Source organism: Collinsella aerofaciens, assembly GCF_015560135.1.
GTDB lineage: Bacteria > Actinomycetota > Coriobacteriia > Coriobacteriales > Coriobacteriaceae > Collinsella > Collinsella aerofaciens_AN.
Genome location: NZ_JADMRH010000001.1, coordinates 1 through 26,958 on the forward strand (window position 1 = coordinate 1; position 26,958 = coordinate 26,958).

Annotated in this window: 25 protein-coding genes and 1 riboswitch; of the genes, 15 read left to right on the forward strand and 10 right to left on the reverse strand. The window is 59.6% G+C overall.

The features are described from left to right. On the reverse strand, positions 1–388 hold a 388-nt coding region (locus I2H19_RS00005), incomplete at its 3' end, for a helix-turn-helix domain-containing protein (RefSeq protein ID WP_229089667.1). A gap of 536 nt (positions 389–924) precedes the next feature. On the opposite strand from I2H19_RS00005, the gene I2H19_RS00010 reads away from it, so the two are divergent. The 5 genes from I2H19_RS00010 (at position 925) to I2H19_RS00030 (ending at position 7,765) form a co-directional block, all read left to right on the forward strand. Then, positions 925–2,925 (forward strand): NAD(+) synthase, encoded by a 2,001-nt coding sequence (locus I2H19_RS00010; protein WP_195620503.1) that lies wholly within the window; start codon positions 925–927, stop codon positions 2,923–2,925. A 118-nt stretch (positions 2,926–3,043) separates the two neighbouring features. Further along, on the forward strand, positions 3,044–4,207 hold the full coding sequence (locus tag I2H19_RS00015; RefSeq protein WP_195620505.1) for a pyridoxal phosphate-dependent aminotransferase: 1,164 nt from the start codon (positions 3,044–3,046) through the stop codon (positions 4,205–4,207). 201 nt (positions 4,208–4,408) lie between these two features. Next, positions 4,409–5,359 carry an L-lactate dehydrogenase gene (locus tag I2H19_RS00020; RefSeq protein WP_006234343.1) on the forward strand — a complete coding sequence of 317 codons (951 nt, stop codon included), beginning with the start codon at positions 4,409–4,411 and terminating at the stop codon, positions 5,357–5,359. A gap of 129 nt (positions 5,360–5,488) precedes the next feature. Next, the gene (locus I2H19_RS00025) at positions 5,489–6,649 is read left to right on the forward strand and encodes a DUF2974 domain-containing protein (RefSeq protein WP_006234342.1); all 1,161 of its coding nucleotides are present in this window, start codon (positions 5,489–5,491) and stop codon (positions 6,647–6,649) included. A 111-nt stretch (positions 6,650–6,760) separates the two neighbouring features. After that, a complete protein-coding gene (locus tag I2H19_RS00030; RefSeq protein WP_195620507.1) occupies positions 6,761–7,765 on the forward strand; it encodes a nucleoid-associated protein in 1,005 nt (334 codons plus the stop codon). 254 nt (positions 7,766–8,019) lie between these two features. Here I2H19_RS00030 and dapD read toward each other — a convergent pair whose 3' ends face one another. The 3 genes from dapD to dapA are packed head-to-tail and all read right to left on the reverse strand — an operon-like array spanning position 8,020 to position 11,821. After that, the gene (gene dapD, locus I2H19_RS00035) at positions 8,020–8,739 is read right to left on the reverse strand and encodes a 2,3,4,5-tetrahydropyridine-2,6-dicarboxylate N-acetyltransferase (protein WP_006234339.1); all 720 of its coding nucleotides are present in this window, start codon (positions 8,737–8,739) and stop codon (positions 8,020–8,022) included. 39 nt (positions 8,740–8,778) lie between these two features. Further along, complete coding sequence (gene dapB, locus I2H19_RS00040) at positions 8,779–9,519, reverse strand: 4-hydroxy-tetrahydrodipicolinate reductase (protein ID WP_172544914.1); 741 nt, start codon at positions 9,517–9,519, stop codon at positions 8,779–8,781. Further along, positions 9,512–11,821, reverse strand: coding sequence for a 4-hydroxy-tetrahydrodipicolinate synthase (dapA, locus tag I2H19_RS00045; protein WP_195620509.1), 2,310 nt, complete (start codon positions 11,819–11,821; stop codon positions 9,512–9,514). Before dapA ends, dapB begins: the two co-directional genes overlap by 8 nt. 65 nt (positions 11,822–11,886) lie before the next feature. Continuing rightward, positions 11,887–12,055, reverse strand: a riboswitch (Lysine riboswitch). Between the two features lie 144 nt (positions 12,056–12,199). Between dapA and I2H19_RS00050 the strand changes: the two genes are divergently transcribed. The 8 genes from I2H19_RS00050 (at position 12,200) to I2H19_RS00085 (ending at position 16,901) form a co-directional block, all read left to right on the forward strand. Continuing rightward, on the forward strand, positions 12,200–13,387 hold the full coding sequence (locus I2H19_RS00050) for an N-acetyldiaminopimelate deacetylase (RefSeq protein WP_229089668.1): 1,188 nt from the start codon (positions 12,200–12,202) through the stop codon (positions 13,385–13,387). Between the two features lie 102 nt (positions 13,388–13,489). Continuing rightward, a complete protein-coding gene (locus tag I2H19_RS00055) occupies positions 13,490–13,771 on the forward strand; it encodes a type II toxin-antitoxin system RelE/ParE family toxin (RefSeq protein WP_006234335.1) in 282 nt (93 codons plus the stop codon). After that, positions 13,743–14,084, forward strand: coding sequence for a HigA family addiction module antitoxin (locus tag I2H19_RS00060; protein WP_195620513.1), 342 nt, complete (start codon positions 13,743–13,745; stop codon positions 14,082–14,084). The genes I2H19_RS00055 and I2H19_RS00060 overlap by 29 nt, the downstream gene beginning before the upstream one ends. Before the next feature lie 83 nt (positions 14,085–14,167). Beyond that, the gene (locus I2H19_RS00065) at positions 14,168–14,437 is read left to right on the forward strand and encodes a hypothetical protein (RefSeq protein WP_195620522.1); all 270 of its coding nucleotides are present in this window, start codon (positions 14,168–14,170) and stop codon (positions 14,435–14,437) included. 164 nt (positions 14,438–14,601) lie between these two features. Then, complete coding sequence (locus I2H19_RS00070) at positions 14,602–15,045, forward strand: FxLYD domain-containing protein (protein WP_195620523.1); 444 nt, start codon at positions 14,602–14,604, stop codon at positions 15,043–15,045. 32 nt (positions 15,046–15,077) lie between these two features. Next, the gene (locus tag I2H19_RS00075) at positions 15,078–15,500 is read left to right on the forward strand and encodes an XRE family transcriptional regulator (RefSeq protein WP_195620524.1); all 423 of its coding nucleotides are present in this window, start codon (positions 15,078–15,080) and stop codon (positions 15,498–15,500) included. A gap of 98 nt (positions 15,501–15,598) precedes the next feature. Beyond that, on the forward strand, positions 15,599–16,744 hold the full coding sequence (locus I2H19_RS00080) for a serine/threonine protein kinase (RefSeq protein WP_195620525.1): 1,146 nt from the start codon (positions 15,599–15,601) through the stop codon (positions 16,742–16,744). Continuing rightward, positions 16,722–16,901, forward strand: coding sequence for a hypothetical protein (locus I2H19_RS00085; protein WP_229089669.1), 180 nt, complete (start codon positions 16,722–16,724; stop codon positions 16,899–16,901). The genes I2H19_RS00080 and I2H19_RS00085 overlap by 23 nt, the downstream gene beginning before the upstream one ends. A 38-nt stretch (positions 16,902–16,939) precedes the next feature. Here the strand turns inward: I2H19_RS00085 and I2H19_RS00090 are convergent, their stop codons facing one another. Together I2H19_RS00090 and I2H19_RS00095 are read right to left on the reverse strand one after the other, a co-directional pair. Continuing rightward, positions 16,940–18,073 (reverse strand): coiled-coil domain-containing protein, encoded by a 1,134-nt coding sequence (locus I2H19_RS00090; protein WP_118377185.1) that lies wholly within the window; start codon positions 18,071–18,073, stop codon positions 16,940–16,942. A gap of 234 nt (positions 18,074–18,307) precedes the next feature. Next, entirely contained in the window at positions 18,308–18,940 is a 633-nt protein-coding gene (locus tag I2H19_RS00095; RefSeq protein ID WP_271745357.1) for an MOSC domain-containing protein, read from the reverse strand. A gap of 234 nt (positions 18,941–19,174) precedes the next feature. Between I2H19_RS00095 and I2H19_RS00100 the strand changes: the two genes are divergently transcribed. Both I2H19_RS00100 and I2H19_RS00105 read left to right on the forward strand, forming a co-directional pair. Further along, positions 19,175–20,431 (forward strand): carboxylate--amine ligase, encoded by a 1,257-nt coding sequence (locus I2H19_RS00100; protein WP_035137907.1) that lies wholly within the window; start codon positions 19,175–19,177, stop codon positions 20,429–20,431. A gap of 84 nt (positions 20,432–20,515) precedes the next feature. Continuing rightward, a complete protein-coding gene (locus I2H19_RS00105; RefSeq protein WP_040358337.1) occupies positions 20,516–21,262 on the forward strand; it encodes an aspartate/glutamate racemase family protein in 747 nt (248 codons plus the stop codon). Between the two features lie 125 nt (positions 21,263–21,387). Here I2H19_RS00105 and I2H19_RS00110 read toward each other — a convergent pair whose 3' ends face one another. The 4 genes from I2H19_RS00110 to I2H19_RS00125 form a co-directional block, all read right to left on the reverse strand. After that, positions 21,388–22,134, reverse strand: a complete 747-nt coding sequence (locus tag I2H19_RS00110; RefSeq protein WP_195620527.1) for an energy-coupling factor transporter transmembrane component T family protein — start codon at positions 22,132–22,134, stop codon at positions 21,388–21,390. Next, positions 22,127–23,878, reverse strand: coding sequence for an ABC transporter ATP-binding protein (locus I2H19_RS00115; RefSeq protein ID WP_195620535.1), 1,752 nt, complete (start codon positions 23,876–23,878; stop codon positions 22,127–22,129). The genes I2H19_RS00110 and I2H19_RS00115 overlap by 8 nt, the downstream gene beginning before the upstream one ends. A gap of 212 nt (positions 23,879–24,090) precedes the next feature. Then, positions 24,091–24,663: a hypothetical protein gene (locus tag I2H19_RS00120; RefSeq protein WP_118260341.1), complete on the reverse strand. Its 573-nt coding sequence runs from the start codon at positions 24,661–24,663 to the stop codon at positions 24,091–24,093. Between the two features lie 404 nt (positions 24,664–25,067). Then, positions 25,068–26,867 carry a C69 family dipeptidase gene (locus I2H19_RS00125; protein WP_195620537.1) on the reverse strand — a complete coding sequence of 600 codons (1,800 nt, stop codon included), beginning with the start codon at positions 26,865–26,867 and terminating at the stop codon, positions 25,068–25,070. Positions 26,868–26,958: the final 91 nt, after the last annotated feature.

Genomic DNA, 26,958 nt, shown 5'->3' on the forward strand with positions numbered 1-26,958 from the left:
GCCTGGGGTCCCTCATATACGGCCCTCCCGTCTCCTGCGCCCCTCCCGGAACTGTCCACATCAGTGTAGCCAATCCATAGAACACCCTGGGCCTCCTCGAGCAGCCGTAGCCCCTCCTGTGCGAGCAGCCGTTGCAGCACCTCGGCCACGCGGAGAGCCTGGGGCAGGCCCCCGACAGGTCCGCGGGCGCGGGCTCGCCGTAGCGCGAGCGCGGCGCGGTGACGTAGCGGTGCGCCGCCACCTCCCTGGTCACGGTCGAGGGCGACCTGCCGAGCTCCGCGGCGATCTCGCGGGCGCTGCGGTTGCGGTCGAGCATCCTCTCGACCGTGTTCCTCTCGTGCCTCGTGAGCCTCCCGTACGACCTTCCGGACGGCTTGGGTCTGGACATGCCGGCCTCCCTCCATCGCGGGCCGGGGGATTCCGGCCCCTCTGGGGTTGCCTACCCGGATTCGCGCCTCAGGACTCAGCGCAACGCGTTGCGCTGAGTCCTGAGGCTGTTGCAATGAAAATGAGAATCAAGGGAAAAAAGAGGGACTATCGGCAAGCGAGGAGCAATTAAACAAGTTGGTTGATAATTGCATGAAAGCAGATATACTACAATTGATTAGATAGAGGAGGTTTCTGCATGGACGTTATTAACAAAGATCTCTTGGAGCAGCTGAAAGAGTTTCAGGAAGAGGGCGTCGTGGTAGAAGTGTTCGACTTTGAGGACTACATGGATAAATTCTGCCATTAGTTTCGGAATTTACTCGCCTCGCTTAAAGGAGAAGTCGATTATCGATTTCTCCTTTTTTAATTAAAGATATTTTTGAACTACATGCTCTTAGCACAGGTTGGCCTCTCAGTAAACTGGGAGGTTGCTTTGGCTAGTTAGAGATATGTGAACGTCCGTTAGACTGAATCTCAGGGTAGAAGGGGCCTCCAGTGTCCAGATCAACAAGGCAATGCTGCGTTTCGGCTAATAAGAACGATGGCTTTTTGCGTGTGGCGGCGGCTTCGCCGCGGATTCGCGTGGCCGATGTCGAGGGCAATGCCGAGGTTGCACTGGCGGCTGTTCGCGAGGCTGCCGAGCGCGGCGTTCGCGCGCTGGTGCTGCCCGAGCTTAACTTGTGCGGCTATACCGCGGCCGATCTGTTCCATAACCGCACATTACTGCATGCCTGCGAGGCTGCTTTGGTGCATATCCTCGATGAGACTCGTGAGCTGCCGATTGTCTTTACCATCGGTCTTCCCGTTGCAGTTGCCGAGAATATCTACAACTGCGCCGCCGTGTGCTGCGCGGGCGAGCTTTTGGGCCTCACGGCCAAGAAGTATCTGCCCAACTATGGCGAGTTCTACGAGCGCCGCTGGTTTGCTCCGGCGCCTGCGGATCCCGTGTGGGTTGAATTTGCCGGTCAGGGTCCGGTTCCGCTGGGTTCGGGGCTTATCTACCGTTGCTGTGATGAGGGTGCCGAGGATATGGTGCTGGGCGTTGAGGTCTGCGAGGACCTGTGGGTGCCGGCGCCGCCTTCGACCGAGATGGCGCTTGCCGGTGCGACGGTGATTCTCAACCCGTCGGCTTCGGACGAAATCATCGGTAAGGCAGACTATCGCCGCAGCCTTATCTCCAATCAGAGCGCACGCCTGTACTGTGCCTATGCCTATGCAGACGCGAGCGAGGGCGAGTCCACGACCGACATGGTCTTTGCGGGCGAGAACTTCGTCTACGAAAACGGCTCTAAGCTCGCCGCCACCAAACTGCTTTCCTGCGATATGACCGTCGCCAATGTTGACCTCGACCGTCTGGTTGCCGAGCGCCGCCGCTCGACGACGTGGACGCGCGCGGACGATGCGCCGGAGGCCACAACCGTTGAATTTTCGTTTGAGGGCGTGCTGGCAGACGAGCCTGTCCTGCGCGATGCACTCGACATTGACCGTGTCTTCCCCCGCGCTCCCTTTGTGCCGGCTGACCATGGCGACCTGGCCGAGCGTTGCGAGACCATCCTCGACCTGCAGACTGCTGGCCTCAAGACCCGCCTTGCCCACACGGGCACCAAGGCTGCGGTCATCGGCCTTTCGGGTGGCTTGGACTCCACGCTGGCACTGCTTGTGACCGTGCGTGCCTTCGATGCGCTGGGGCTGCCGCGCACGGGTATCACGGCGGTTTCCATGCCCGGCTTTGGCACGACGCATCGTACCAAGTCGAATGCCGAGTCGCTTGCCCGCGACCTGGGCGTGAGCTTCCGCGAGGTTTCGATTCACGCGGCCGTGGAGCAGCACTTCAAGGACATTGAGCACGATCCGGCCGTGCAGGACGTGACCTACGAGAACAGCCAGGCCCGCGAGCGTACGCAGATTCTGATGGATCTGGCCAACCAGGCTGGCGGTTTTGTCATCGGCACGGGCGACCTGTCGGAGCTGGCGCTCGGCTGGGCTACCTATAACGGCGACCACATGAGCATGTACGCCGTCAACGCGAGCGTGCCCAAGACGCTTGTGCGCCATCTGGTGCGCTATGCGGCCGATGTCTTTGGCGGGCGTATTGCCGAGGTCTTGCTCGACATCCTCGATACGCCGGTGTCCCCCGAGCTTCTGCCGCCCACGGGCGATGGCGAGATTGCGCAGAAGACTGAGGATTTGGTGGGCCCGTATGAGCTGCACGACTACTTCCTCTACTACCTGCTGCGTTTTGGTTTTGAGCCGGGCAAAATCTACCGCATGGCGCTCAAGAGCTTCGAGGGCGTCTACGACGCCAAGACCGTCCACACGTGGCTGCGTACGTTCTATCGTCGCTTTTTTGCCCAGCAGTTTAAGCGCAGCTGCCTGCCCGATGGTCCCAAGGTGGGTTCGGTGACGCTCAGCCCGCGCGGCGATTGGCGTATGCCGAGTGACGCCAGCTCGCGTCTGTGGCTCGCGCAGATCGACGCGCTCAATGCAATTGACTAAGGTTGGCTAAATTGAACCAATACGGGGTTTCTAAGCGTTACACTTTTGCAATCTGATGGCCCGTATCGCGCGGCGCTCTTGTCGGAGCGCCGCGTTTTTTATATCGAAAGGTGGTACCATGCAGGCATCGCAGCGTCTCGACCGCTTTGGCGCGGAGGTCTTCGCCTCGCTCAACAACAAGCTTCTCGCGCTTAAGGCCCAGGGCAAGACCATTTACAACATGAGCGTGGGCACGCCCGACTTTAAACCGTACGACCACGTGGTCGAGGCGCTCACGCAGGCAGCCCAAGATCCCGAGATGTGGAAGTATGCCCTGCGCGATCTGCCCGAGCTCAAGCAAGCCGTGTGCGATTACTACGAGCGCCGCTTTGGTGTCTCCGGCATTACGCCGTCCATGGTGCAGTCGTGCAACGGCACGCAGGAGGGCGTGGGCCACTTGGGCCTGGCCCTGCTCGACCCGGGCGATACCATTCTGGTGCCCGATCCGTGCTACCCGGTCTTTGAGGCGGGCGCCAAGATCGCCGATGCGAAGCTCGAGTACTATCCGCTGGTTGCCGAACATAATTACCTGCCCTATGTGGCGGGTATCGACCCCGAGGTTGCCGATCGCGCCAAGTACATGATCGTGTCGCTGCCTGCCAACCCGGTGGGCTCGGTGGGCACGCCCGAGGTCTACGAGGAGATCATCGCTTTCGCCCGCGAGCACGACCTGCTCATCGTCCATGACAACGCATACTCCGATATCGTGTTCGACGGCGAGCCGGGCGGAAGCTTTTTGCAGTACCCTGGCGCGCTCGAGGTGGGCGTGGAGTTCTTCTCGCTCTCCAAGTCGTTTAACGTCACCGGTGCGCGTATCGGCTTTTTGGTCGGCCGCGAGGACGTGGTCTCTGCCTTTGCCAAGCTGCGCGGCCAGATCGACTTTGGTATGTTCTTCCCGATCCAGAAGGCTGCTATCGCGTGCCTTAATGGTCCGCGCGATGAGGTCGAGGCGCAGCGTCTTAAATACCAGGAGCGCCGCGATGCCCTGTGCGACGGTCTCGAGGGCCTGGGCTGGGAGCGCCCCAACGCGCATGGATCTATGTTTGTGTGGGCCAAGCTTCCCGGTGATCGCACCGATTCCATAGCGTTTTGCGAGGAGCTTATGGAGAAGGCCGGCGTTGTGGTGACGCCGGGCGCGAGCTTTGGCCCTTCGGGCGAGGGACACGTGCGCATGGCGCTGGTCCTGCCGCCCGACCAGATCGCTTTGGCTGTCGAGGCCATTCGCGAGGCGGGCCTGTATTAGAAAGGTATTTCGGCTCGTCAATAGCTCGAAACCGATTTCGTGCAGTTATTTTACGAATCCTGCAAACAATTTCGGTAAACGGTCGATTTTTGGCTGCGAATAGGAGCATAATCAAAGTCCCGATTGGATGTATTGGGATTACGGCAAGCCGCTCGGGTCGTTCCCGGGCGGCTTGTTTGTGGAGAGAGATGGGAGTTTGTAATGGTTAACGAGAAGAAGGTCGCTATTGTCGGCTGCGGTTTCGTCGGTTCGTCTTCGGCGTTCGCACTGATGCAGAGTGGTCTGTTCTCCGAGATGGTCCTCATCGACGTGGACAAGAACCGCGCCGAGGGTGAGGCCTTGGATATCGCGCACGGCATGACGTTTGCCGAGCCGATGAAGATCTACGCCGGCGATTATTCCGATGTCGCCGACGCCGCCATGATCGTCGTCACCGCTGGCGCTGCCCAGAAGCCCGGTGAGACCCGCCTGGACCTGGTCAACAAGAACGTCAACATCTTTAAGTCCATTATCCCCGAGATTAAGAAGTCCGGCTTCGACGGCATTCTGCTAATCGTCTCCAACCCGGTTGATGTTCTGACCTATGCTGCCATCAAGATGTCCGGCCTGCCCGAGGGCCATGTCATCGGCTCCGGCACCGTGCTCGACACTGGCCGTCTGCAGCAGATGCTTGGTGCCCACGTCGAGGTTGACCCGCGCGACGTTCAGGCCTATGTCATGGGTGAGCACGGCGACTCCGAGTTTGTCGCTTGGTCCAGCGCCCAGGTTGCCGGCGTGCCGCTGAACACCTTCTGCGAGCTTCACGGCCACCTGGAGCATGAGGCTGCCGAGAAGCGCATCGCCGAGGACGTTAAGAACTCCGCCTACACCATCATCGAGAAGAAGCACGCCACCTACTACGGCGTCGCCATGGCCGTTAAGCGCATCTGCACCGCTGTTATGCGTGATGAGCAGACCGTTCTGCCCGTTTCCTCGCTCATGGTGGGCGAGTATGGCCTGTCCGATCTGGCCATCTCCATGCCGACGGTCGTTGGCCGCGACGGCGTCGTCTGCCGCGTCCCCGTGCCGCTGAACGATGACGAGCAGCATGAGCTCACCGCCTCCGCCAAGGCCCTCAAGGACATCATCGACAGCGTCGACTTCTCCTGCTAAATTCGGCTCGTTTGGGCAACAGGCTACAATGAAAGGCGTCCGGGCCACACGGTCCGGGCGCCTTTTTAGTGCGAGGGGGGGTCAGGTTACTTTGCACCACCCCAATGCACCATAGTTGATGGGAGGGCCATGTCGGATTCGCCTAATTTTTTGACCTATGCCCAGACGGCGTTTGATCCGTTTGAGGAACGGCCGTTCTGCGCGGTGGATAGCCTGGTCTTTGCGTGGTTGTCCTATTTGCGTTTGCCGGGTGATATGGCGGAGCTGACGAACTGGCAGGGCCTAGACGTACGCGAGCTGCTGCGCGCCGAGTGCTACCAAGACATGATTGGCGACCTGTGGGATCCGGAGGGGAGTCGTGCCCTGTTGGAGGCTGTGGCAGCAAGCCCTCGCTACCGTGGCGTTCGTGTTTGCGGCTATCGTAGCGTGAGTGATGCCGAGACAACGGAGCAGTTTGCGGCCATGACGTTCCGATTTCCGGCGGGGTTTAGCTATCTTGCCTTCCGGGGGACCGACAGCACGATTGTGGGCTGGAAAGAGGACTTTAACATGGCGTTCCGGTGTCCTGTGCCGGCCCAGGAATCCGCGGCGCGTTATGTAGACGAGGCGGCGGATGCGATTGACGGGCCGCTTTTGTGCGGAGGTCATTCCAAGGGTGGAAACCTTGCGGTGTACGGTGCGGCGATGTGCCCCGATGTCGCCCGTGAGCGAATCGAACGGGCGTATTCCCATGATGGTCCGGGCTTCGTCGAGGAGTTTCTGAGCGGCAACGCCTTCGCCGATCTATCCGGTCGAATCGACAAGACGCTACCTCGGTCGTCGATCTTTGGCATGATGTTCGAGACACAGGAGGACTATGCCATCGTTGAGAGCACCGAGTTCAGCCTGCTTCAGCATAATCCCTTTAGCTGGGTGGTTGATGGTCGCGACTTCGTGTACTGTGAGCGCCTGTCCGCCGGTGCTCGATACGTTGATGGCTCCATTCGCGAGATGCTGCTTGCGGTGTCGCCTAACGAGCGCGAGCGTTTTGTAGATGCGTTGTTCTCCGTGCTTGAGGCTACGGGTGCTGAGCGGTTTGCGGATATCGCTGGGAATCTGCGCGAGAGCCTGCCCGTGATGCTCCAGGCTGCGCAAGGCTTTGACAAGGATACGCGACGCTTTGTCTCGCAGACTATCGTTGCGATTCTTAAGTGTGCGCTTCTGCCCAAACGTCCCCAGATCGACATGCCCGCTGCCGGCAAGAGCTTGGCAGAACAGCTCGAGGCTTGGCAGTCCGAGCTCCTGCGCTAACCATTGGTGCAAAGCAACCTGTCCCCGATGCACCAATCTTCGATGCGCCTGGGGCGGGATCGACCGCTATACTGGTTCGTGCCGAAATCGATCTAGAACGGAATGCCGTATATGAAAATCAATCACGCGATTCTGCATATCCTGGACTTTGACTCTGCCGTCAACGTTATGAGCCAGCGCGAGCTCGATATCGAAAGCCGTACCGTGCGCAATTTCGTAACCACGCATCTGCGCCGCGCACGCACCTCGGCCGACAATAAACGCGCCACGTTTGCCGAGAACTCCGCATTCGGCGGCGAGCTCAAGGGCTATTTCTTTGGCGATCGCGAGTTCGTGGACCTGTCGCAGCAGATTGCGGAGTTTATCTCCTCCGAGCTCACCAAAGCCGAGAAAGCCGAGTCCACCGACGTGCTCGTGGCCGATTTTGACGACGATGAGGATGCCCGCTGGTTCGCCGTGATGCTGCTGGGCTCCAAGCAGGCTTTTATGCACGAAGTGGGCCGCGAGGAGGGGGAGGTGCGCAACGACATCGCGCGCCACTACGCCATTCTGCCGAACCCCTCGCAAAAGGTGCCGAGCTATGCCATCGTGCGTGCGAGTACCATGGAGATCGGCTACGTGGACAAGAAGCGCAAGATTGCCGGCGAGGACCGTATGCTTATCCCTGATGGCCTGCTGCAGTGCGACACGGGCGTGTCGGGCAAGGAGGTCATCGACACCGTGACGCGTGTGGTCGAGGAAGTCGCCGAGGAGCACGGTGCCAATACGGCCGTAGCGCTCGCCAAGGTTAAGGCTGCTGTTGCCGAGAAGGTCGAGGATGACGAGGAGCTGCCGCCTTGGGATATCGTCGACGAGGTCTTTGAGGACGAACCGGTTATCAAGGAGAGCGTGCGCGCGGCACTGACCGAGGAGAAGGTGCCTGAGCGTGTGCCCGTGGAGCGCAAGCAGGTCGAACGCGCGGCGGTGCGCAATCACAAGATTCGTACCGACACGGGTATCGAGATCAGCTTCCCGGCAGAGATGGGTTCGAATTCCGAGTACATTGAGTTCGTCAATGAGCCCAACGGCCTCATCTCTATCGAGCTCAAGAACATCGGAAGTATTGAGAATCGATAAGCTGCGCTTGGACGTTGCAGAAAAACAAAGGCCGAAGCCCTTCGGGACTTCGGTCTTTTTTGTTTTCGGCTTGGTTGCTGACATTGCGCCGCAGGTTGGGCATACGTCAGCGAAAACGCCCCAGAGCGAGCAAGGTGACGTGAAAGAGGAGGGAAGCGTACTTCGGTACGCGACCGACGATTGAACGTCAGATTGCCGCTTAGGGGCGTTTGCAGCGTCGAGCCGTTACGCGGTTTGGCAAAACCGCGTAACTTCTACAGCTGGCGCAGGCCCTCTTCCAGGCCGGTCTTGCTGTCGGTCTTCTCGTCGCGCATCTTGATGGCGCGGGCGGGGACACCGGCCACGACGGCGCCGGCGGGGACGTCCTCGACGCACACGGCGCCGGCGGCAACTACAGCACCCTTGCCCACGTGCACGCCTTCCAGGACCACGGCGTTTGCGCCGATCATGACATCGTCCTCGATGATGACGGGCGTGGCGCTGGCGGGCTCCACAACGCCTGCCAGCACGGTGCCGGCGCCGATGTGGCAGTTCTTGCCCACGGTGGCGCGACCGCCCAGCACGGCGCCCATATCGATCATGGAACCCTCGCCGATAACGGAGCCGATGTTGATGATGGCGCCCATCATGATGACGGCACGGTCGCCAATCTCGACGCGGTCGCGGATGATCGCGCCCGGCTCGATGCGGGCGTTGATGCCCTTAAGGTCGAGCATGGGCACGGCGGAGTTGCGGCAATCGTTTTCAACGTCGTAGTAATCGATGGAATCGGCATTGGCGTCCAGGATGGTCTTGAGCTCGTCCCAGTCGCCAAAGACGGTCTTGCCGCGACGGCCGCCGTAGACATGTGCGTCGCCCCAGGCAACCTTCATGCCCGGCTTCTCGCGCACGTACAGCTTGACGGGCGTCTTTTTGGGCGCGGTGGCGATGTAGTTGATAATCTCCTGTGCATCCATCTCGGCTGCGTTGCTCATTTGCTATCTCTCCTTTGGGTGGATTCGGTTGATACCTGGTTAGGCAAACATGACCTTGTCGAACGTATAGAAGCCGGGTTCGCGGGTGACGAGCTTCTGCGCGGCTGCCAAGGCGCCGTTGACAAAGATCTGACGGCTCGTGGCGCGGTGGGTGAGCGTGACCTCCTCGTCCTGGCCAAAGAAGCTCACCTCGTGCACGCCGGCGACGGTGCCGCCGCGCAGCGAGTGCATACCGATTTCCTTGGGATCGCGTGCTCCGCACATGCCCTCGCGGCCATAGACGGGGTGGTAGCCTGCCTCGGGCTCGGCTTCGACGACGGCGTCGAGCAGCAGCTTGGCAGTGCCGCTGGGGGCGTCGACCTTTTGGTTGTGGTGCGTCTCGACGATTTCGCAGTCAAAGCCGGGCAGCTCGCGTGTAGCCTGCGCTACCAGATGGCGCAGGGCTGCGATACCGATGGAGTAATTGCCCGAGTGCATAACGCGGGTGTTCTGGCCCAGCTCACGCAGGCGGTCCATCTGCTCGGGGGTGTAGCCTGTGGTGCCTGAGACCAACGCCGCGCCCGTGCGCTCGACATAGGCGACGACGGCGTCGAAGGTCGCGACGTTCGAGAAGTCGATGATGACGTCGGCAGCCGGTGCGTTCTCGAGCTCGCTCAAATCGAAGCCAATCTGGGCCACGATATCAAAAACGGGCTGCCCGGCGGCGTCGACAATGCCTTCGGCGGTAGTGCGGATGAGCGAGCCCATGCGGCCCGTTCCCATAATGACGGTCTTAATCAAGTAGACCAGCTCCCTTCAGAGCATCGGTAAGTGCGGCTCGCGTGTCGTCTGCCATGGGGCACAGCGGCATACGGTAGTTTGCCTCGATCATGCCCATCTGGGCGAGCGCTTCCTTGACGGGGATGGGGTTGACCTCGCTAAAGAGGGCGTTGATGAGCGGCTGGCCGGCAATCTGGATATCGCGGGCGCGCGCTACGTCGCCGTCCAGATAAGCGCGGCACATGTCGTGTACAAGCTGCGGCTGCACGTCGGCCCACACGCTGATGGTGCCCGAAGCGCCCAGGCTCATGAGCGGCACTGTGAGTGCATCCTCGCCCGAGTACATGCGGAAGTCGTCGGACAGCAGGTGAGCGATCTTGGCCGCGTAGGCGACGTTGCCCGAGGCTTCCTTAATACCCATGATGTTGGGGTGCGCGGCTAGGCGCTCTACGTTGCGCTCGCTGATACCGCAGCCGCAGCGGCCGGGGATGTTGTACAGGATGCAGGGGATGTCAACGGCATCGGCGACGGTCTTAAAGTGCTGATAGATACCCTCTTCGTTGGACTTGTTGTAGTAGGGGGTAATGAGCAGCAGGCCGTCGGCTCCCAAGCCCTGGTAAGTAAGCGACTTGGTGAGCATGGTCTGCGTGGAGTTGGAGCCTGAGCCGGCGATGACGGGGACGCGTCCTGCAACATGCTTGACCACGGCGGCGACGACGGAGTTGTCCTCGTCATCGGTCATCGTGGCGCTCTCGCCGGTGGTGCCCAGGGTGAGAATGGCGTCGGTGCCATTTTGCAAGTGGAAATCGATAAGGCGCTCGAGCGCGTCAAAGTCGACACTGCCGTCCTTTTTAAACGGCGTAACCAGGGCGACGATTGAGCCCTCGAGATTGCGGATGTCCATGTTCTTCTCCTTCGCCTCCGCGATCTGGATGCGTTTGTTCCATTGAGCTGCGACTGCCAGGCGCTCGTCTTGGGCGCGACGGCGGGCGCTTTCGGCGCGCGACTTGGCCAGCAGCTCTCGGCCGCACGGCAGCACGTCGAGCGTGGAAAAGTAATCGCCCGGGCGCTCGGCGCGGCGGATGAGGTCGGCCGCGCCATCGGGGCGCAGCAGGACCTCGGCGGAGCGCAGACGTCCGTTGTAGTTGTAGCCCATGGAGTAGCCATGCGCACCGGTATCGTGGATTACAAGCAGGTCACCCATGTCGATATGCGGCAGCTCGCGGTCGATGGCGAACTTGTCGTTGTTTTCGCACAGGTTGCCCGTGATATCGTACGTGTTCGTGACGGGAGCTGCGGACTTGTCGGGGCCACCCGGCTGGCCCATCACTGTAACGTGGTGGTAAGCGCCATACATGGCAGGACGAATGAGGTCGACGGCACTTGCGTCCACGCCGATATAGTCTTTGTAGATCCGCTTTTCGTGAATGGCCTTGGTGACCAGGCACCCGTAGGGGCCCATCATAAAGCGGCCCATCTCGGTGCAGATCGCCACATCGCCCATGCCGGCGGGAACCAGGATCTCGTCGTAGGCCGCGTGTACACCCTCGCCGATGGCGTGGATGTCATTGGCCTGCTGCTCGGGCAGGTAGGGGATACCCACACCGCCGGACAGATTGATAAAGGCGACATGTGCACCGGTCTCGCGCTCCAGGCGCACGGCAAGTTCAAAGAGGATTCGCGCGAGCTTGGGGTAGTAATCGTTGGTGACGGTGTTGCTGGCAAGGAAGGCATGGATGCCAAAGTCCTCGGCGCCCTTGGCCTTGAGCATGCGGAAGGCATCAAAGAGCTGCTCGGTGGTCATGCCGTACTTGGAATCGCCCGGGTTGTCCATAATGCCGTTGGAAAGCTGGAACAGGCCGCCCGGGTTAAAACGGCAGCTCACCGTCTTGGGGATGGGTCCCGCGACGCGCTCGTAAAACTCAATGTGGCTGATATCGTCGAAGTTGACGATGGCGCCCAGCTTGTCGGCAAGCTCAAAGTCTGCCGCCGGCGTGTCGTTGGACGAGAACATGATGTCATGGCCGGTGATGCCCAGCGAGCGGGCGATCATGAGCTCGGTATAGCTCGAGCAATCGCAGCCGCAGCCGTATTCGTTGAGAATTGAGATAAGGGCCGGGTTGGGGTTGGCCTTGACGGCAAAGTACTCCTTAAACCCCGGGTTCCACGCAAAGGCGTCGCGCACTTCTTGCATGTTGCGGCGGATACCCGCCTCGTCGTATAGATGAAACGGCGTGGGGAACTGCTCGACGATATGCTCGAGTGTCTCCTTGTCCACAAACGGCTGCTTGGCCGCATATGCCTCGTTGGGGGTCAATGACATGTCCCGTAAACCTCGCTATCCAGACGGCGCCATCTGCGCATCGAATCCGCATAGCGTGGACCCAATGTCCGGATAGCGCTCCCGCATTGCTGCAGACAGTCCTGCGAGTGTTTCCCGCAGGCCCACCAGGCTGTTCGTGCCCGAAAAACCCAGTTCGGCGGGTTTCGCCTCCCCGCGGGGTCAAAGTCTGCCGACTCGCCCGCGGCTCTTCGTGCCCGCGCCTCTATCAAGTGGTAAAGACCCTACCACGTTGCACTTTACCAAACAAGAGTATTCGTATATAACGTTTAAAAAATGCAGGGATATGCTGGAAACATGTGCGCCACAATCCTGTATCACAATAAGTTGCAACAGATGTGCCTCACGAAGGGATCCTCTATGACCGAGCCCCAAGAACTCCGTCGCTACCGCCGCGATCTCCATCGCATTCCGGAGCTCGATTTCGATCTTCCGCAAACCATTGCCTATATCGAGGGCGTGCTGGCACCGCTCACCTGCGAAGTGACCCATCCGTGCCCCAGCTGCGTCTGTGCTTTCTTCGACGCCGGCGTTGATGCCGCGCATGCCACGGCGATTCGCGCCGATATGGACGCGCTGCCCATCGCGGAGGCGACGGGAGCAGCCTTTGCCTCGACCCATCCCGGCAAGATGCACGCTTGCGGACATGACGGACACATGGCCATGGCGCTTGCCGCCGCGACGTATGTCGACCGTACGATTCGCGAACAGCCGGGCGCCATTAGGCGCAACGTTCTTTTTGTGTTCCAGCCGGCCGAGGAAACGACCGGTGGTGCCAAGACGGTATGCGAGAGTGGTGTGTTCGAGCGCTATGGGGCCGACCGCATTTTTGGCTTCCATGTGTGGCCCGATCTGCCTGCCGGCACGTTGGCGAGTTGTTCCGGTCCGCTGCTGGCGCGTTCGAGCGAGACGCATATCCATATTCACGGTACGAGCATCCACATTGCTAAGACCTATGGTGTGCCGGTTGGGGAGTCGCACGATGCCGCGTTGGCGGCAGCTAAGTTTTTGGTTGCCGAGCGCGAGCTGATGGACGAGCTGGGCACCGACGAGCCCTGTATCGGCAAGTTTGGCCTGCTGCAGGCTGGCACCGTTTGCAACGCGGTGGCGGGGGAGGCCCATGTTGCCGGCAGCCTACGTGTGTTTACGGACGACATGTTCGACCGTGCGCGCGAAGGCGTACGCCGTGTGCTCGACGAGGCGTGCACCGCAACGGGCTGTACGTACGATCTCGACTTTGCCGAGGGCTATCCGCCGGTCGATAACGACCCTGAGTTGTTTGCCTGCATTGCGCCTGCCTTGTCCGAGTTGCAACTTGTGGACGAGCCGCTGCTAATCGCCGAGGATTTCGCGTTCTATCAGCGCCATCTGCCGGGCGTGTTCTTCTTGCTGGGCACGGGCGTGCCGGAGGGTCAAGAAAACCCGAGTGATCCGGATGGCTGTCCCGCCTATGCCACGAGCGCTCTGCATACCGATACCATGCTCTTTGACGAGGAAATTCTGCTCAAAGGCCTCGATGTCTACAAACGATTGCTTTCGCTTGACTAAGGCGTGAAGGACTATTTGTTCTAGAAAACACGAACAAACGTACGATATAATAGAGATGTAAGTCTATAGAAACGTTTGACGTTACTAACGTAAGGCGATACTATGATTGCATCGTATAAAGATGAGGATACCGAACGCTTTGCCATGGGTGTGCGGGTCAGGAGGTTCGTGCCCTTTGAGCGTGTTGCGTTGAGGAAGATTCGCCAACTGCAGGTTTGTGCTTCACTTGATGATCTTCGCGTTCCACCGGGCAACCGCCTGGAAGCTTTGAAGGGCGATCGTGCCGGTCAATATAGCATCCGTGTTAACGAGCGCTATCGGGTCTGTTTTGAGTGGAGACAGGAGATGGCTTGGAATGTCGAAATCGTCGATTATCACAAGTGATGAGGCTTCGGCCGATTTGCTGTCGCCGGTGACTCCTGGTGAGCTTCTCAAAGAGGAGTTTCTTGTTCCCATGGGCATTTCTCAATATCGCCTTGCGAAAGAGACTGGGATTCCGGCTCAGCGTATCGGGCAGATTGTCTTGGGAAAACGTCGCGTGACGGCCGACACCGACCTCCGTCTTTGCCGTTATTTTGGACTGACGGATGGTTATTGGCTGCGCGCTCAGGTGGCGTTTGACCTTGAGGCCGAGAAAAGGCGGATCGAACCGGAACTCGGCAAGATCGTTCCTGTTCAGCAGGCCATCGCACTGTAGTGCTCAAAGATGATGGGGGTGGCGCGGCGATGAGGCGATGCCGACAGTCTGCCGTTTATAGTCCCGGTGGGTGTGGCTGCGGCTTGCTGCTGCTTCCGGTTATTGCTGTGAGCATTGGCGTGATGTTTGCGCTTGCCGGGTTGGCAGCAGCGGCACTCGTGTTGCTGATTGTGGCCATTGGCGTGACGATTTGGCTTTGCCGTAATCGCGAACAACGCCGTGCCGACGGTAAAACCAATGTCGGCTGGGTCGTCTTCCTGATTATTGCGTACTCGCTGAGTGTCAGCTACCTGGTGTTCTTTGTCCTGTTGATGATCAGTGCCTTTACCGGGGAATCCGTCACGGTGGGTTGATGCGCTGCCAGCAGACGGTTGCGCAAAGTGCGTTTGCTCAACGTTTGGATAACTGTATTGGCCGTTTACCGCAGCCTTAGCTCTCAGCTAATGAATTCAAGTTCAATCCTTCCTACGATGTGCTGTGTGCCGGCACGGTAGCCGGATTGTAGGAAGGATGAATAATGGCAAAAGAGGGAAAGAAGCCGATCGGCAAGATTGTCCTAGGCGTCATCGTGGTGCTGCTTATCGTCGGTGCCGTGAGCTCTATGGGTGGCAACTCAACCGATTCGTCTGCGAGCGATTCGGCAAAACCTGCCGAGACGACACAGCAGGCTGAGGAGCAAAAAGAACCGCAAGAACCGTATACCATTGCTGACGAGGCTGAAGACACCTCCAATCAGTTTGCCTATAGGATCACGGGCACGCTGACCAATAACACGGACAAGGAAAAGAGCTACATTCAGATTGAGTATGTTCTGTATGATGCCGATGGCAACCAGGTTGGAACGGCTCTTGCAAACACCAATCATCTGAAGGCGGGCGGCTCCTGGAAGTTCGAGGCGCTGGGTACAGTGTCTCCCGACCAGGTTGCTAGCTGGGAGCGTTCGGACGTAAGTGGTTTCTAGCATGTTGCATGCACTGGGGGAGGTGAAGTCGTATGCCCGATAAAAAGCTGACCGAGGAGTTGCTCAATGAGCTTCTCGATGCGCCGAACATCGATGGCTATATCAGGGAGCACGACTTTGCCGCCCCGTCGCTTTCGAACTACCTGAAGCAGCTACTGCAGGAAAAGGGCTTGGAGCGCTCGCGCGTGGTTCGTATGGCCGATCTCAATGAGACCTTTGGCTATCAGATCTTTACCGGTGCGCGGCATCCGAGCCGCAATAAGGTGCTGCAGATTGCCTTTGCGATGGCGCTGACGCTCAAAGAAACCAACCGTGCGCTGACGGCTGCCGGGGTAAGCGTCCTTAACTGCAAGGACCGCCGCGATGCGATTATCATTTTTTGCATCGATCGCGGGTGCAGCCTCCAAAAGGTCAACGAGGAGCTGTATCGCTTTGGCGAGGAGACGGTGAGTTAGCGGCTGATATCTGAGCCGGCGGAGCTGCCGAACAACGATGCAAACGAACGGGGCGCAGATGCCATGGGGTGTCTGCGCCCTGCGCTATGATGGAGGCTATGGATACTCAGACCCCAACATATTCCGATGACGAGCTGACCGCAGCGCTTGTCGAGCACCTGGCGTCGCTCGATCGCGACGACAGCTATCGCGTGGAGCGTATACTTAAGCGCTCGTCCGTTGAAACAACCGAGCTCGTGTACTTTGAAGGAACCGGCGGTGGTTCGCTCGGCCCCTTTGTCCGTAAACGCATCGATGCTTCGGCTCAAATCGGAGGGGCATACGAGCGTCTATTTGCCGCTCAGCGGGCAGGCAGGCGTTTTGAGCACCTGCCCAGAATCGTCGATTGTCGTCGTGTGGGCGACGAGCTCAACGTGGTTATGGAATACATCGAAGGGGAGACACTCGGGGCGCTGGTGGACCGTCTGGGAGCCACCCCCGATTATGCGCGTGAATTGTATCCTGCCCTTTGCGACGCCGTGGGTGAGCTCCATGCCGGTTTTGCAATGGCGGGGGAGACGTCGGCGCCGGAGATCCATCGCGACCTCAAGCCGTCGAATATCATCGTGACAGGTGCCAACTATACGCCTAATGACGGCCTGACATTTTCATCGCTGGTGATTATCGACTTGGGGATCGCGCGCGTATGGCGCGATGGCGCCGATGCCGATACCGTCAAGTTTGGCACGCGACCCTATGCGCCGCCCGAGCAGTATGGGTTTGGGCAGACGAGTGTGCGCAGCGACGTCTACGCGCTTGGCGCCCTGTTGTTCTTCTGCTTGACGGGAGTCGACCCTAAACCAGGGCTCGACATGCGCGAGCAATGCGAGGCGCGCGGCATTCCCACTCCACTTGCCGATGTCGTCTGCATGTCGATGGCGCTCGACCCGGTCAAGCGTTTTGCGAGTGCGGAAGCGTTGAGACGGGCGACGCGCGCGGCATACGATCTGAGTCGCCCCGTGCGGCCTCCTGCGCCTGTCCGTACTCCGGCCTCGGAGACGGTGTTGACGCCCCAAGGGCCCCGAAACCCCGCAGGGCTTCCTAGGCCCGCCGCCTCCGCTGCTTGTGTTCTTTGTCGGAAGTCACTTTGCCGTCTTTCACCCCACCGGAGCAAACCAAAGCTACCCGACGTGGCTTCTCATAATCGAGTATTTTTTCTTTGTCGATGGCCTTATGGTGCTTATGCATTTTGCGCTGTTCGATAAGCGCCGTCTTCGTCGGCGATTCGCATTGCTCGACAGCTATCGCGGCAAGAAGCTCGCGAAGCTCTTGCTCAAGGCATTGGGTGTGCTGCTCCTATGCATGATCGTCATAGTCGCGGTTGCCAATGCGACCGGCGTCGTCGATACCTCCGCTACCTAAAAGAAAAAGGGCCCCATTGGGGCCCTTTGCAGTTGCACTTAGATGCGGTTCATCTGAGCGGCGACTTTGTTGTACCAGTCCTGCCACGTGGGCGGGCAGTACTTTTTGGCCGCTGCTGGGGTAAGGGTGGAGCCGTAGTTGGCGCCCAGATAGGCAACGTGAGCGGAGATGCCCTCGCTCCAGCTGCCAAAGCTGCGCCAACCGCCGCCGCGGGCACTCCAGCCCCAGGCGTTGTAAGAATTGGCGCAATAAGCACCCTTGGTGCTCTCGATGCAGGCGATGGCGGGGGACCAACGGGGGTCGACACCGGTATTCCAAGCGGCGACGGCAAAGTTATAGCCCTGGCCTGCCATGGGGGAGCCGGCGAGATAATTGTCGATGCGGCCTGTCCACTCATTAATGAACGAATCGTAATCGGAGCTACCGGTATTGGCGTTGTTCACCGTGGTGTCGATGGTGGTGTTGGTGTTGGTGGCCTGGCTGCTGGAATTGCTGCCGCTTACGCCCTCGCCCGAGAGCTTCTCGGCGGCAGCGGCCTTATCGGCCTCAAGCTTGGCAAGCTCGGCGGCATTTTCCTGCTCTGCTTTTGCCTGTGCCTCGCTGCGGAGCTGCTGGGCCTGCGCCAGCGCATCCTCGGCGTTTTTCTGCTCTGCCTCAAGCTGAGACTTGGCTTGCTGGAGCTCGGCTTTGTTCTGCTCGAGTTCGGTTTGCATGTTATTGAGCTGCTCGATCTCGTCGACGCTCGAGCTCGTGATCTGGTTGGTGTATTTGCAGGTCGTGATGAACTCACCCAGGCTCTGCGCGTTGACCAGGAAGCTCACGATGGGATTGGTGCCCTTCTGATACTTGTACAGATCGCGCATGGCGGAGCTTGCCTTGGCCTGCTGCTCGGGAAGCTTAGCCTCGATTTCCTCGATGCTTGCCTCATTGGAGTCAATCTGCTTTTGCAGGTCATCGAGTTTGGTGCGGGCGTCGTTGTAGGCGCTCGTGGCGGCTTCGATCTTCTGCTGGGCTGCGGAAAGCTGGTCCTGCGTTGCCTGCGAGGCGGCATACGCCGCAACGGGGGAGAGCATCGGCGTGGCCGTCAGCGCAACGGCGAGCGCGGCGCTCGTGATGATACGAGCCGGCTTCGACGCAATGAGCGCTGCGGTGCGATGATTCGAATGCTGCATCCAGTCCCTCTGCAATCAATCGTAGGTTATGGTTCGAACGATATTCTACTACTGCTTTCGACCTCAACTTGAACCTTAAAGGTCCCAAAGGGTCAAGTTGAACTTGAGGCTTTGGCTTTGACCTGCAGTTATGATGAATTGTTGAGAAACCATAGAGTTCAACTTTAACGTTACAGAGCCCTGTTTAAGAGGAGTTTTGGTCTGTAAAAGCCATCTCAACGTGGGGTTTTACAACTACAGCGTGCCCTCCTGACGAGCCTGCTCAATCTCTTCGAGCGCCTCGGCGGGGGTGAACGAACAGGAGCCGTCGTCGAGTTTGACTACCTGGATATCGTCGCCGGTATGGACCTCTCCGCCCTTTAGGACCACGCCAAAAATGCCCTCGTGGGGAAAGATACAGTCGCCGGCGAGATAGTAGATGGCGCAACGGGTGTGGCAGACCTTGCCGATTTGGCTGATTTCGACAAGCACGTCGCTTCCAAGCTTGAGCTGCGTTCCCAGGGGGAGCGAGAGCAGGTTGATGCCCTGGGTTGTGAAGTTCTCGCCAAAGTCGCCCTCGTGCACATCGAGCCCGCGCGCCTGCGCCGTCTGGATAGACTCTGCAGCTAAAAAGGAAACCTGGCGGTGCCAATGCCCGGCGTGCGCATCAGAGGCGAGGCCAAACTGCTCGATGACGGTGTCGTGCCCGTCGGCGACGGGCGACTTACGTGTGCCTTTGTGCTTCGACGTGTTGATTGAGACGATGCGGGCGGGCCCGTTGTAAGCATCGTTTGCGGTGCGTAGGGGAGCTGCCGTTTGTGCGCGTTCCGCCAGCTCGTGCTTCGCGGCATTGAGGATGGGATTATCGGTCGGATGGTCTTGGGGCACGTGCGTGCCTTTCGCTCGAGGATGTCAATACACTGAATCCTACAACAATGGTAGGTTCATTGCCCATTGTCATACAACGGTGAGCGCCGTCTTCGTGCTGGCCTTCGTGCTGGACGATTACGTCGATTGCCATAGATACGGTGGAGCTTTGGGCGCCGGCGGCTTGGCACGCTAGAATAAATCAGTTGCGCAAAGACCGCCCGTTGTGTGGGCAGTTCATGATAGGAAGTTTCCATGGCATTGCAGTTTACAGAGCGCGAGTTCATCCCCGTGCTGCTCGGTGGCGACATCAACGCCTACTCGGTGGCGCGCGCCTTCTACGAGGAGTACCAGGTCAAAAGTCTGGTCTTTGGCAAGTACCAGACGGGCCCTGCGTACCGCAGCCAGATTATCGACTACACGCCCAACGTGGATATCGATACCATGCCCGTGATGCTCAAAACCGTCAACGGCATTGCCCAAGCGCATGCCGACAAGACGATTGTCCTTGTGGGCTGTGGCGATAACTATGTTGCCCTCGTGGCTCAGGCCAAGGATGCCCATGAGTTGGCGGATAACATCGTCGCGCCTTACGCTCCCTATAGCATGCTTGAACAGTGTCAGAAGAAGGAGATCTTCTACGAGCTGTGCGAGAAGCATGGCGTGCCCTATCCGCATACGTTTACCTTTACCAAGGCGATGCTCAATGCCCAGGGTGAGGCGCCTGCCGAAGTGCTCGACCAGATCGATTTTCCTTACCCGATGATTCTGAAGCCTTCCGACGGCATCATGTGGTGGCAGCATGAGTTCGAGGGCCAGAAGAAGGCCTATGAGATTGCCGACCGCGCCGAGCTGGAACAGGTCATTCGCGACTCGTATGCCAGCGGCTACACCGACGACCTGATCTTGCAGGATCGCGTGCCCGGCAACGACGAGTACATGCGCGTGCTCACCAGCTATTCCGACCGCAACGGTAAGGTCCGCATGATGTGCCTGGGCCATGTGCTGCTCGAGGAGCATCAGCCCCACGGTGTCGGCAACCATGCCTGTATCATTACCGAGCCCAACGACGAGCTCATGGGCGGCGTGCGCAAGTTGCTCGAGGACCTTCACTTTGTGGGCTATTCCAACTTTGACGTAAAGTACGACGAGCGCGACGGCTCGTTTAAGTTCTTCGATTTCAACACGCGCCAGGGCCGCAGCAACTACTACGTCACTAACAGTGGCTTTAACGTTGCCAAGTATGTGGTGGACGAGTATGTGTTCAACCGCCCGTTTGAGCCGGAGTTTGTGACGGCACAGGACGAGGCACTGTGGATGGTCGTCCCCATGGGCGTCGTCGACAAGTACGTCAAGGATCCCGAGCTGCGCGCTAAGGTGCATCGCCTGGACAAGGAAGGCAAGGGCGCCGACCCTTCGTTTATGAAGGGCGACTTTGTCTTTAACCGCTGGCTGCGCATGTGGCACACCAAGCTGCGCCACTTTAAGCTGTTCAAGACGTATTACAAGTAGATGAGTGCGGCGCCCGTCCGGTTTACATCGGGCGGGCGCGGGTATGATACGCGCAATTGCGCAAGCGTCACCAAGGAGGCGGCGATGGAAAAGCTGGGAGTTATCGGCGGCATGGGCGCCGAGGCCACGTCGTATTACTACGACCAGGTGGTGCGTCATACGGCTGCTGCCTGCGATCAGGAACATATCGACATGGTGGTGCTCTCCAAGTCGACCATGCCCGACCGCACGCTGGCTATTAAGACCGGCGAGCATGCCAAGCTGCTGGCGACCATGAAAGAGTGTGCCCAGGCACTCGAGTCGCTGGGCTGTGCGCACATTGCCATTCCCTGCAACACGTCACACTACTTCTACGACCAGATCCAGTCGTTTACGAAGGTGCCGATTATCCACATGCCGCGTGAGTCGGTGCGCTATGCTCTGGCCGGTGCGGTGATGGGGGAGTGCGAGTTCGACCCCAACCTGAGTATGCCGGCCGAGCCGGTGCACAAGATTGGCATCATGGGCACCGACGGAACCGTGGGCGCGGGCGTCTACGGCCGCGAATGTAAGGCTGCGGGTGTTGAGGTTGTCTATCCCAGCGAGAAGCGTCAGAACGATGTGATGTCGCTTATCTACGATGATGTGAAGGCCGGACGTGAGCCCGATATGGATAAGTTCGACCGCGTGATGTGGGAGTTCGCCCGTAGCGGCTGCGACCGCGTCATTCTGGCCTGCACCGAGCTATCGGTGCTGCAAAAGTACCGAGAGATGCCCGAGATTACCCTTGACGCCATGGACGTCCTGGTGCGTGAATCCATCATCCGTAGCGGCGCTCCCTACCGCCTCTAGCTTCCGACCCGCCAAAAAGGGACAGGTTAATTTTGGTAGGTTTTATCTGGTGAAACAGTAAAGGCCTCGGCTCGTTTGGTGCGAGCCGAGGCCTTTTGCGTTGGGTGGTTGCTGTCGGTGGTGAACTAGAACAGGAAGCCGATGGCGATGAGGGCGATGCTGACGATGAGCACGGCGATGTCTAGGCCCTTGATTGGGTAGCGCTTGTACGAGCTGGCGCGCGTACGCAGATAGAAGCCGCGCTGTTCTGCCGCCAAGGCTGTGGCATCGGTCTTGCCCACGCTCGAGATGAGCAGTGGCACACACAGTGGCAGCATGAGCTTAAGCTTCTTGATGGGGTTCTTGGTGTCGTACTCGACGCCGCGTGCGGTCTGCGCCTCCATGATGGCGTTCATCTCCTGACCAAACACCGGCACAAAGCGCAGCGCCGTGGTAAAGGTGAAGGCATAGCGATACGGCACGTGCAGCACCTCGACGCAGGCGTTGGCAAGGTCGTTGAGCTTAGTCACCATGAGCATGAGGATGAGCGGTAACGCCACACCCAGCAGGCGCAGGCAGGCCTTCGATCCTGTGACGAAGCCCGTGTCGGTGATAAAACCCCACACCACGTTGCCATCGCGCATAAAGGCCAGCTGGAGCACCAGCATGATAAGCGCGAGCGGAATCAGCAACTTGAGCAGCGAGAACAGACGGTCGATGACGCCGGCATAGGCGCCCAGCGCAAGGGTGAGTGCCAAAAAGCCCAGCAGCGCCACGTAGGTGCCGGACAAGAAGATGCCGACGATGATGGCGGCGGCGAGGCCCAGTTTGACGACGGGGTTCAGGCGATGCAGCAGCGTGTCACCCGGCATGTAGTCGATGACGTTAACCACGGTGGACCATCTCCTTGGTAATTCGAACGACATCGGTGACTTCGCTCACCTGCGCAAAAGCGGGCGAGACGGAAGATGCCAGACGGCGCGAGAGTTCAATAACCTGGGGAGGCTCCACGTAGGCACGCCGCATGAGATCGATGTTCGAGAATAGCTCGTGCGTGCGGCCGCGGTCGAGGATGCGACCGTCGGCCATTACCACAATGCGCTCGGCAAAGTCGGAGACGACTTCCATGTCGTGGCAGACCATGATTACGGCGCAGCCGCGCTCGGCCATGGTGCGCACGGTCTCCATGACGGTCATGCACTCGCGGTAGTCAAGGCCGCTCGTGGGCTCGTCGAGCACGACGATCTTGGGCTCAACCACTACGACGGAGGCAAGTGCCACCATTTGTCGCTGGCCACGCGAAAGCGAGAACGGTGCCTCGTCGGCGGGCAAGCCAAAGCGGTCGATGACGAGTTGGGCACGACGCAGAGCCTCGGCACGGTCCATGCCGCCAAGCTCCAAGCCAAAGGCGACCTCGTCGAGCACGGTGTCCTTGCAGATCTGGCGGTCGGGGTTTTGGAAGAGGGTCGCGACCTCGCGAGCGATGCGGCTCGTGGGAACGGCTGCGGTATCCAGTCCCGTGACGCGCACGCTGCCCGAGGCGGGCTTAAGCAGGCCTGTGAGCAGTTTGGTGAGCGTGGTCTTGCCGGCGCCGTTTTGGCCGACGATGCCCACGAGCTCGCCAGGATAGAGCGTCAGGCTAAGGTCGTGTACGGCGGCTCCGCCATTGGGATAGGCAAACTCAACATGGTCGAAGGTGAGTACGGGTTCGGCGTCCTTGGCATGAGGACGCAACGACGGTGCATGCGGGGAACCGGCGGGCGCCTGGGCTTCGATAGCCGCGTGTGCGGGGTCGACGATGCCCGAAATCAGGCGCTCGGCCTCATCGACATCCAAGCAGGGGGTGCCGCTTACCAGGCCATCGGCCTCGAGGCTATTGAAGATACGCGTGACGCGAGGGCAGTCGACGCCGATGGCACGGAGCTCGTCGGTATGCGCGAAGACCTCGTGTGGCTCGCCCTGCAGCGCGATTTCGCCATGGTTGAGCACGAGCACGCGGTTGCAGTACTCCGAGAGCAGGGCGACCTTTTGCTCAACGACGACGATGGTGATTCCAAGTGTGCGGTTTGCCTCACGCAGCGTCTCGAAGACCAGCGTGGAGCTGGCGGGGTCGAGTGCCGCGGTGGGCTCGTCGAGAACCAAGACACGCGGACGCATGGCGAGGATGGCGGCGATGGCCACCTTTTGCTTCTGTCCGCCCGAGAGGGTGGCGATCTCGCGGTCGCGCAGGTCGCTGATGCCGACGGTCTCGAGCGTTTCGCTCACGCGCTGCTCGATCTGGTCGTGGGGAACGCCAAAGTTCTCGAGGCCAAAGAGCATCTCGTCCTCGACGACCGAGGCGACCATCTGCGTGTCGATATCCTGCAGCACGCTGCCGACGATCTGTGACACGTCGGTCAGCGAGACCTCGCAGGTGTCATGGCCGTCAACCATGACGGACCCAAAGAACGCGCCGGTGTAGTGGTGGGGCACGGCACCCGACAGGCAGGCGGCAAGCGTGGACTTGCCGGCGCCTGAGGGCCCGATGATGCCGATGAAATCTCCCTTGTTCACGCTGAGCGAGATGTGGCTGAGCGCCTGCTCGGTCTGCGTGCCATAGGAGAACGAGACATCGTCGACGTTGATGATCGTTTCCATGGATACCTTTCATAGTCATTGGGGACGTTCTTACATGACTAGTCGTTTAAGAACGTCCCCAAGAGCTAGTTGTTTGGGACAGTCTTTGGTGGTGAAGCACGGAGACGGCTTTACGAGGGACCCCAGGCTGGCGCGAAAGAGGAGTGAAGCGTACTTGGGTACGCGAGCGACGAATGAACGCCAAGATGGGGTGGCTCGTAAAGCCGAGCGGGTTAGTTGAGCCTCAGGGCCTTCTGGATGGGCAAGTAGAGGGCGCCGACCAGAATGGCGTTAAAGACGGCGGTCATGGCAACGACGGGCAGCATGGCGGCGGCGAGCTCGCCTACCACGCCGAGCATGGCCATCTTGATGACCATGAAGATGACGCCGGAGACAAAGGTGGTCAGGAAGGTTGCGACAATGGCGATGGCGGGCTTGACTTGACCGTTCTTGCCGGCGGCGTTGACGATGCCGGCCATGAGCATGGCGGCGATGCCCTCGGCGGCAAAATCAACGAACGGCGAAGTGGTGGTGATCTGGATCACGGCAGCCGAGATAAGGCCAATGACGAGCGCCTGGCCGATGTTGGGGCGAACGACCAGGATGGTGAGGCAGAAGGCCGAGATGATGAACTCGGGGCTGATCATGCCGCCCGAGATGCCCGAGATGGCCTTGCCGACGGTGAAGTTGAGGATGAAGCCGGCGGCGAGCAGGATGGCAAGCAGGACGAGGGCGCGGACATCGAGTTTGCCACGGTCGGCGGTCTGGACGGTGCGGGGCTGGGTGGCGGTGGTGTTCTGAGACATGGTGAAAATCCTTTCGGAATGGGAGTGCAAGAGAAAAGCGGAGGCGCGTGATGCGAATGCGATCGGGCTCGAGATAGAAAAAGGCCCCCGGTCGAAACCGGAGGCCTTCCAATCACCTAGAGCGCAAAAACAGGCGTGAGGGACTCACTGTCGACCGATCGTATTCGCATCACGCCACCACCAGTTGTTGAGAGACTTCATTGTGTTCTTCATGTTGGTGGCTCCTTTCGTGATGCCGTGGCGCGGTCGCACCTAGTTGCTGTTGCGCTGCACTATAGCACAGCGAAGTGTGTGCAGGGAATCTTTTTTGAAAAGATTTCGGCGATGTTTCCCGCCGGTCGGATGACAGGCGAGGAGGGCAAGACCGCTCGCACTGTCTTGCCCTTCCTTAGAGCGTGAGGGCCTTAGGCCTTCTTGCGACGATAGAGCACGAAGCCGCAGACACCGATGACGACGACGGCGCCAACGGCCATGGCGGCCATGTTGTTGCCCTCGGACTTCTCCTCGGTCGCCTCTTCTTCAACCTCAGGTTCGGCTACATCCTCATCGGAGAGGGCCTCGTCTGCGTAGGTGATGGACTCGACCAGGCAGTCGTTGTCGGCATCGTAGTCGCTCGGGACGAACTCCTCGGAGAAATCCTCCTCCTTGAGGTAGTCACGCATTTCCTCGAGCATGGCCTTGCACTTGAGGTAGGTGTTCTTGGTGGCAGCCTTGCCGGCCTTGTTGGCCAGGGCGGTGCGCGCCTCGGTGTCCTCGGCGGCCTGCATGGCCTCGTCGACGGTCAGGTTCTGCTCGATGAGCTCCTTCTGCAGCGCATCGAGGTAGGCGCGGACGCCGGTAGCGCAGTGATCGCGGTTCTCATAGGCGAGCGTGTTGATGTCCATGAGGACGTAGTTGATGGAGTTCTTGGGCTCCTCGTTGTTCACGACGTCTTCCTCTTCGCAGTGATCGAAGGAGACATCCTGATCGCTAAAGTAGGGGCTGACCTCGGTGAGCAGTGCGGAGTAGAGGGGGATAGCGACGGAGAACTCGGCGTTGGAGAGCATCTCCCACTGAATGGTCGCGATCTCGGGATCCATGCCCTGACGGATTTGGAAGGTGTGAATCTCGGTGTTGCGGTTGGAGCCGATGGCATAGGCGCCGTCAGTGTTGGCGTTGAGACCGGCGACATTCTCGCCGCGAGCAGCGAAGCTGCGGATCATCTCAAAGGTGTTCCAGTCGGACTTGCCGGGCTGGAAGAACAGCGGCTGCATCTCGTGGACCAGGGCGCCGGTCGTGGCGCGAGCGTCTTCACGCTCGTCCTTGACGATCTCGTAGTCAGTGCCTTCAGCCAGCGGGGCCATGAAGTAATCGCGACCTTGGATATAGCGCGACCACTGGTGCATACCGGCCTCGCCGATCTCCTCGCCGTAGGTCTTGGCGACGTCGAACTTGCCGTCAGTGTACTCGGCAAAGCCCTTCTCCTTAGGCATGGACTCGATGCCCTCGGAATGGAGACAGTTCTCGGTGTCGTCGAGGTCGACGTCATAGGTGAGGTTGCCGATGTTGGGGTTGAGCGAGGCGATGTCATCGGCGAGCCTCATGGCAATCCACTGATGGCCGGAAAGCGCGGCGAACAGCCAGGTCTCGGTGCTGTCGGCGATGATGATCTGGTCGTTGGAGCAGACGCCCTGCTCGTCGATCAGGCTGCCGATGAGCTCGACGCCCTCGCGGGCCGTGGCGCTCTCGCCCAGGATGACGCTGGCATAGCTGTACTCGCCAATGCCAGTCTCCTCGGTGATGGGGTCGGCTTCTTCGGCCTTCTCGTTATAGGAGGTGCTCAACGTGGCAGAGCAGGAGACGCCCTTCTCGTTGATGCCGGCTTCGGAATATGCGTCGTAGCGATCTTCCCACTGCGAGGGGTTGTCGCGAACGAAGGTGTAGCGGTAGGTTGCGCCCTTGGACTTGTATTCAAAACCGGACTCGACCGATGTGTACTCGTTGCCGTCCTTGTGTGCGGGCTCAATGCCAAAGTGCTTGACATAGCGCGGACCGAAGTCCTCGGAACGGCCATAGTACGTGTTGCCGTCTGCCGTGAGCTTGCTACCCATGTAGATCTGGGTGCAGGCGAGCGCCGAAGTCGGCATGGCCATGATGGCCGCTGCTCCAAACGCAAGGCCGCAGCCGAGCTTTTTGAGCGTGTTGACAGGATGAGTAAACCTCATGATCCCTCCCAACTGTTGAGACCCCACAAAACTGTGCGGAATCTCAGCTAATAAATACATCTATTAGCCTATCGGAAGTCTAAGAAGTATT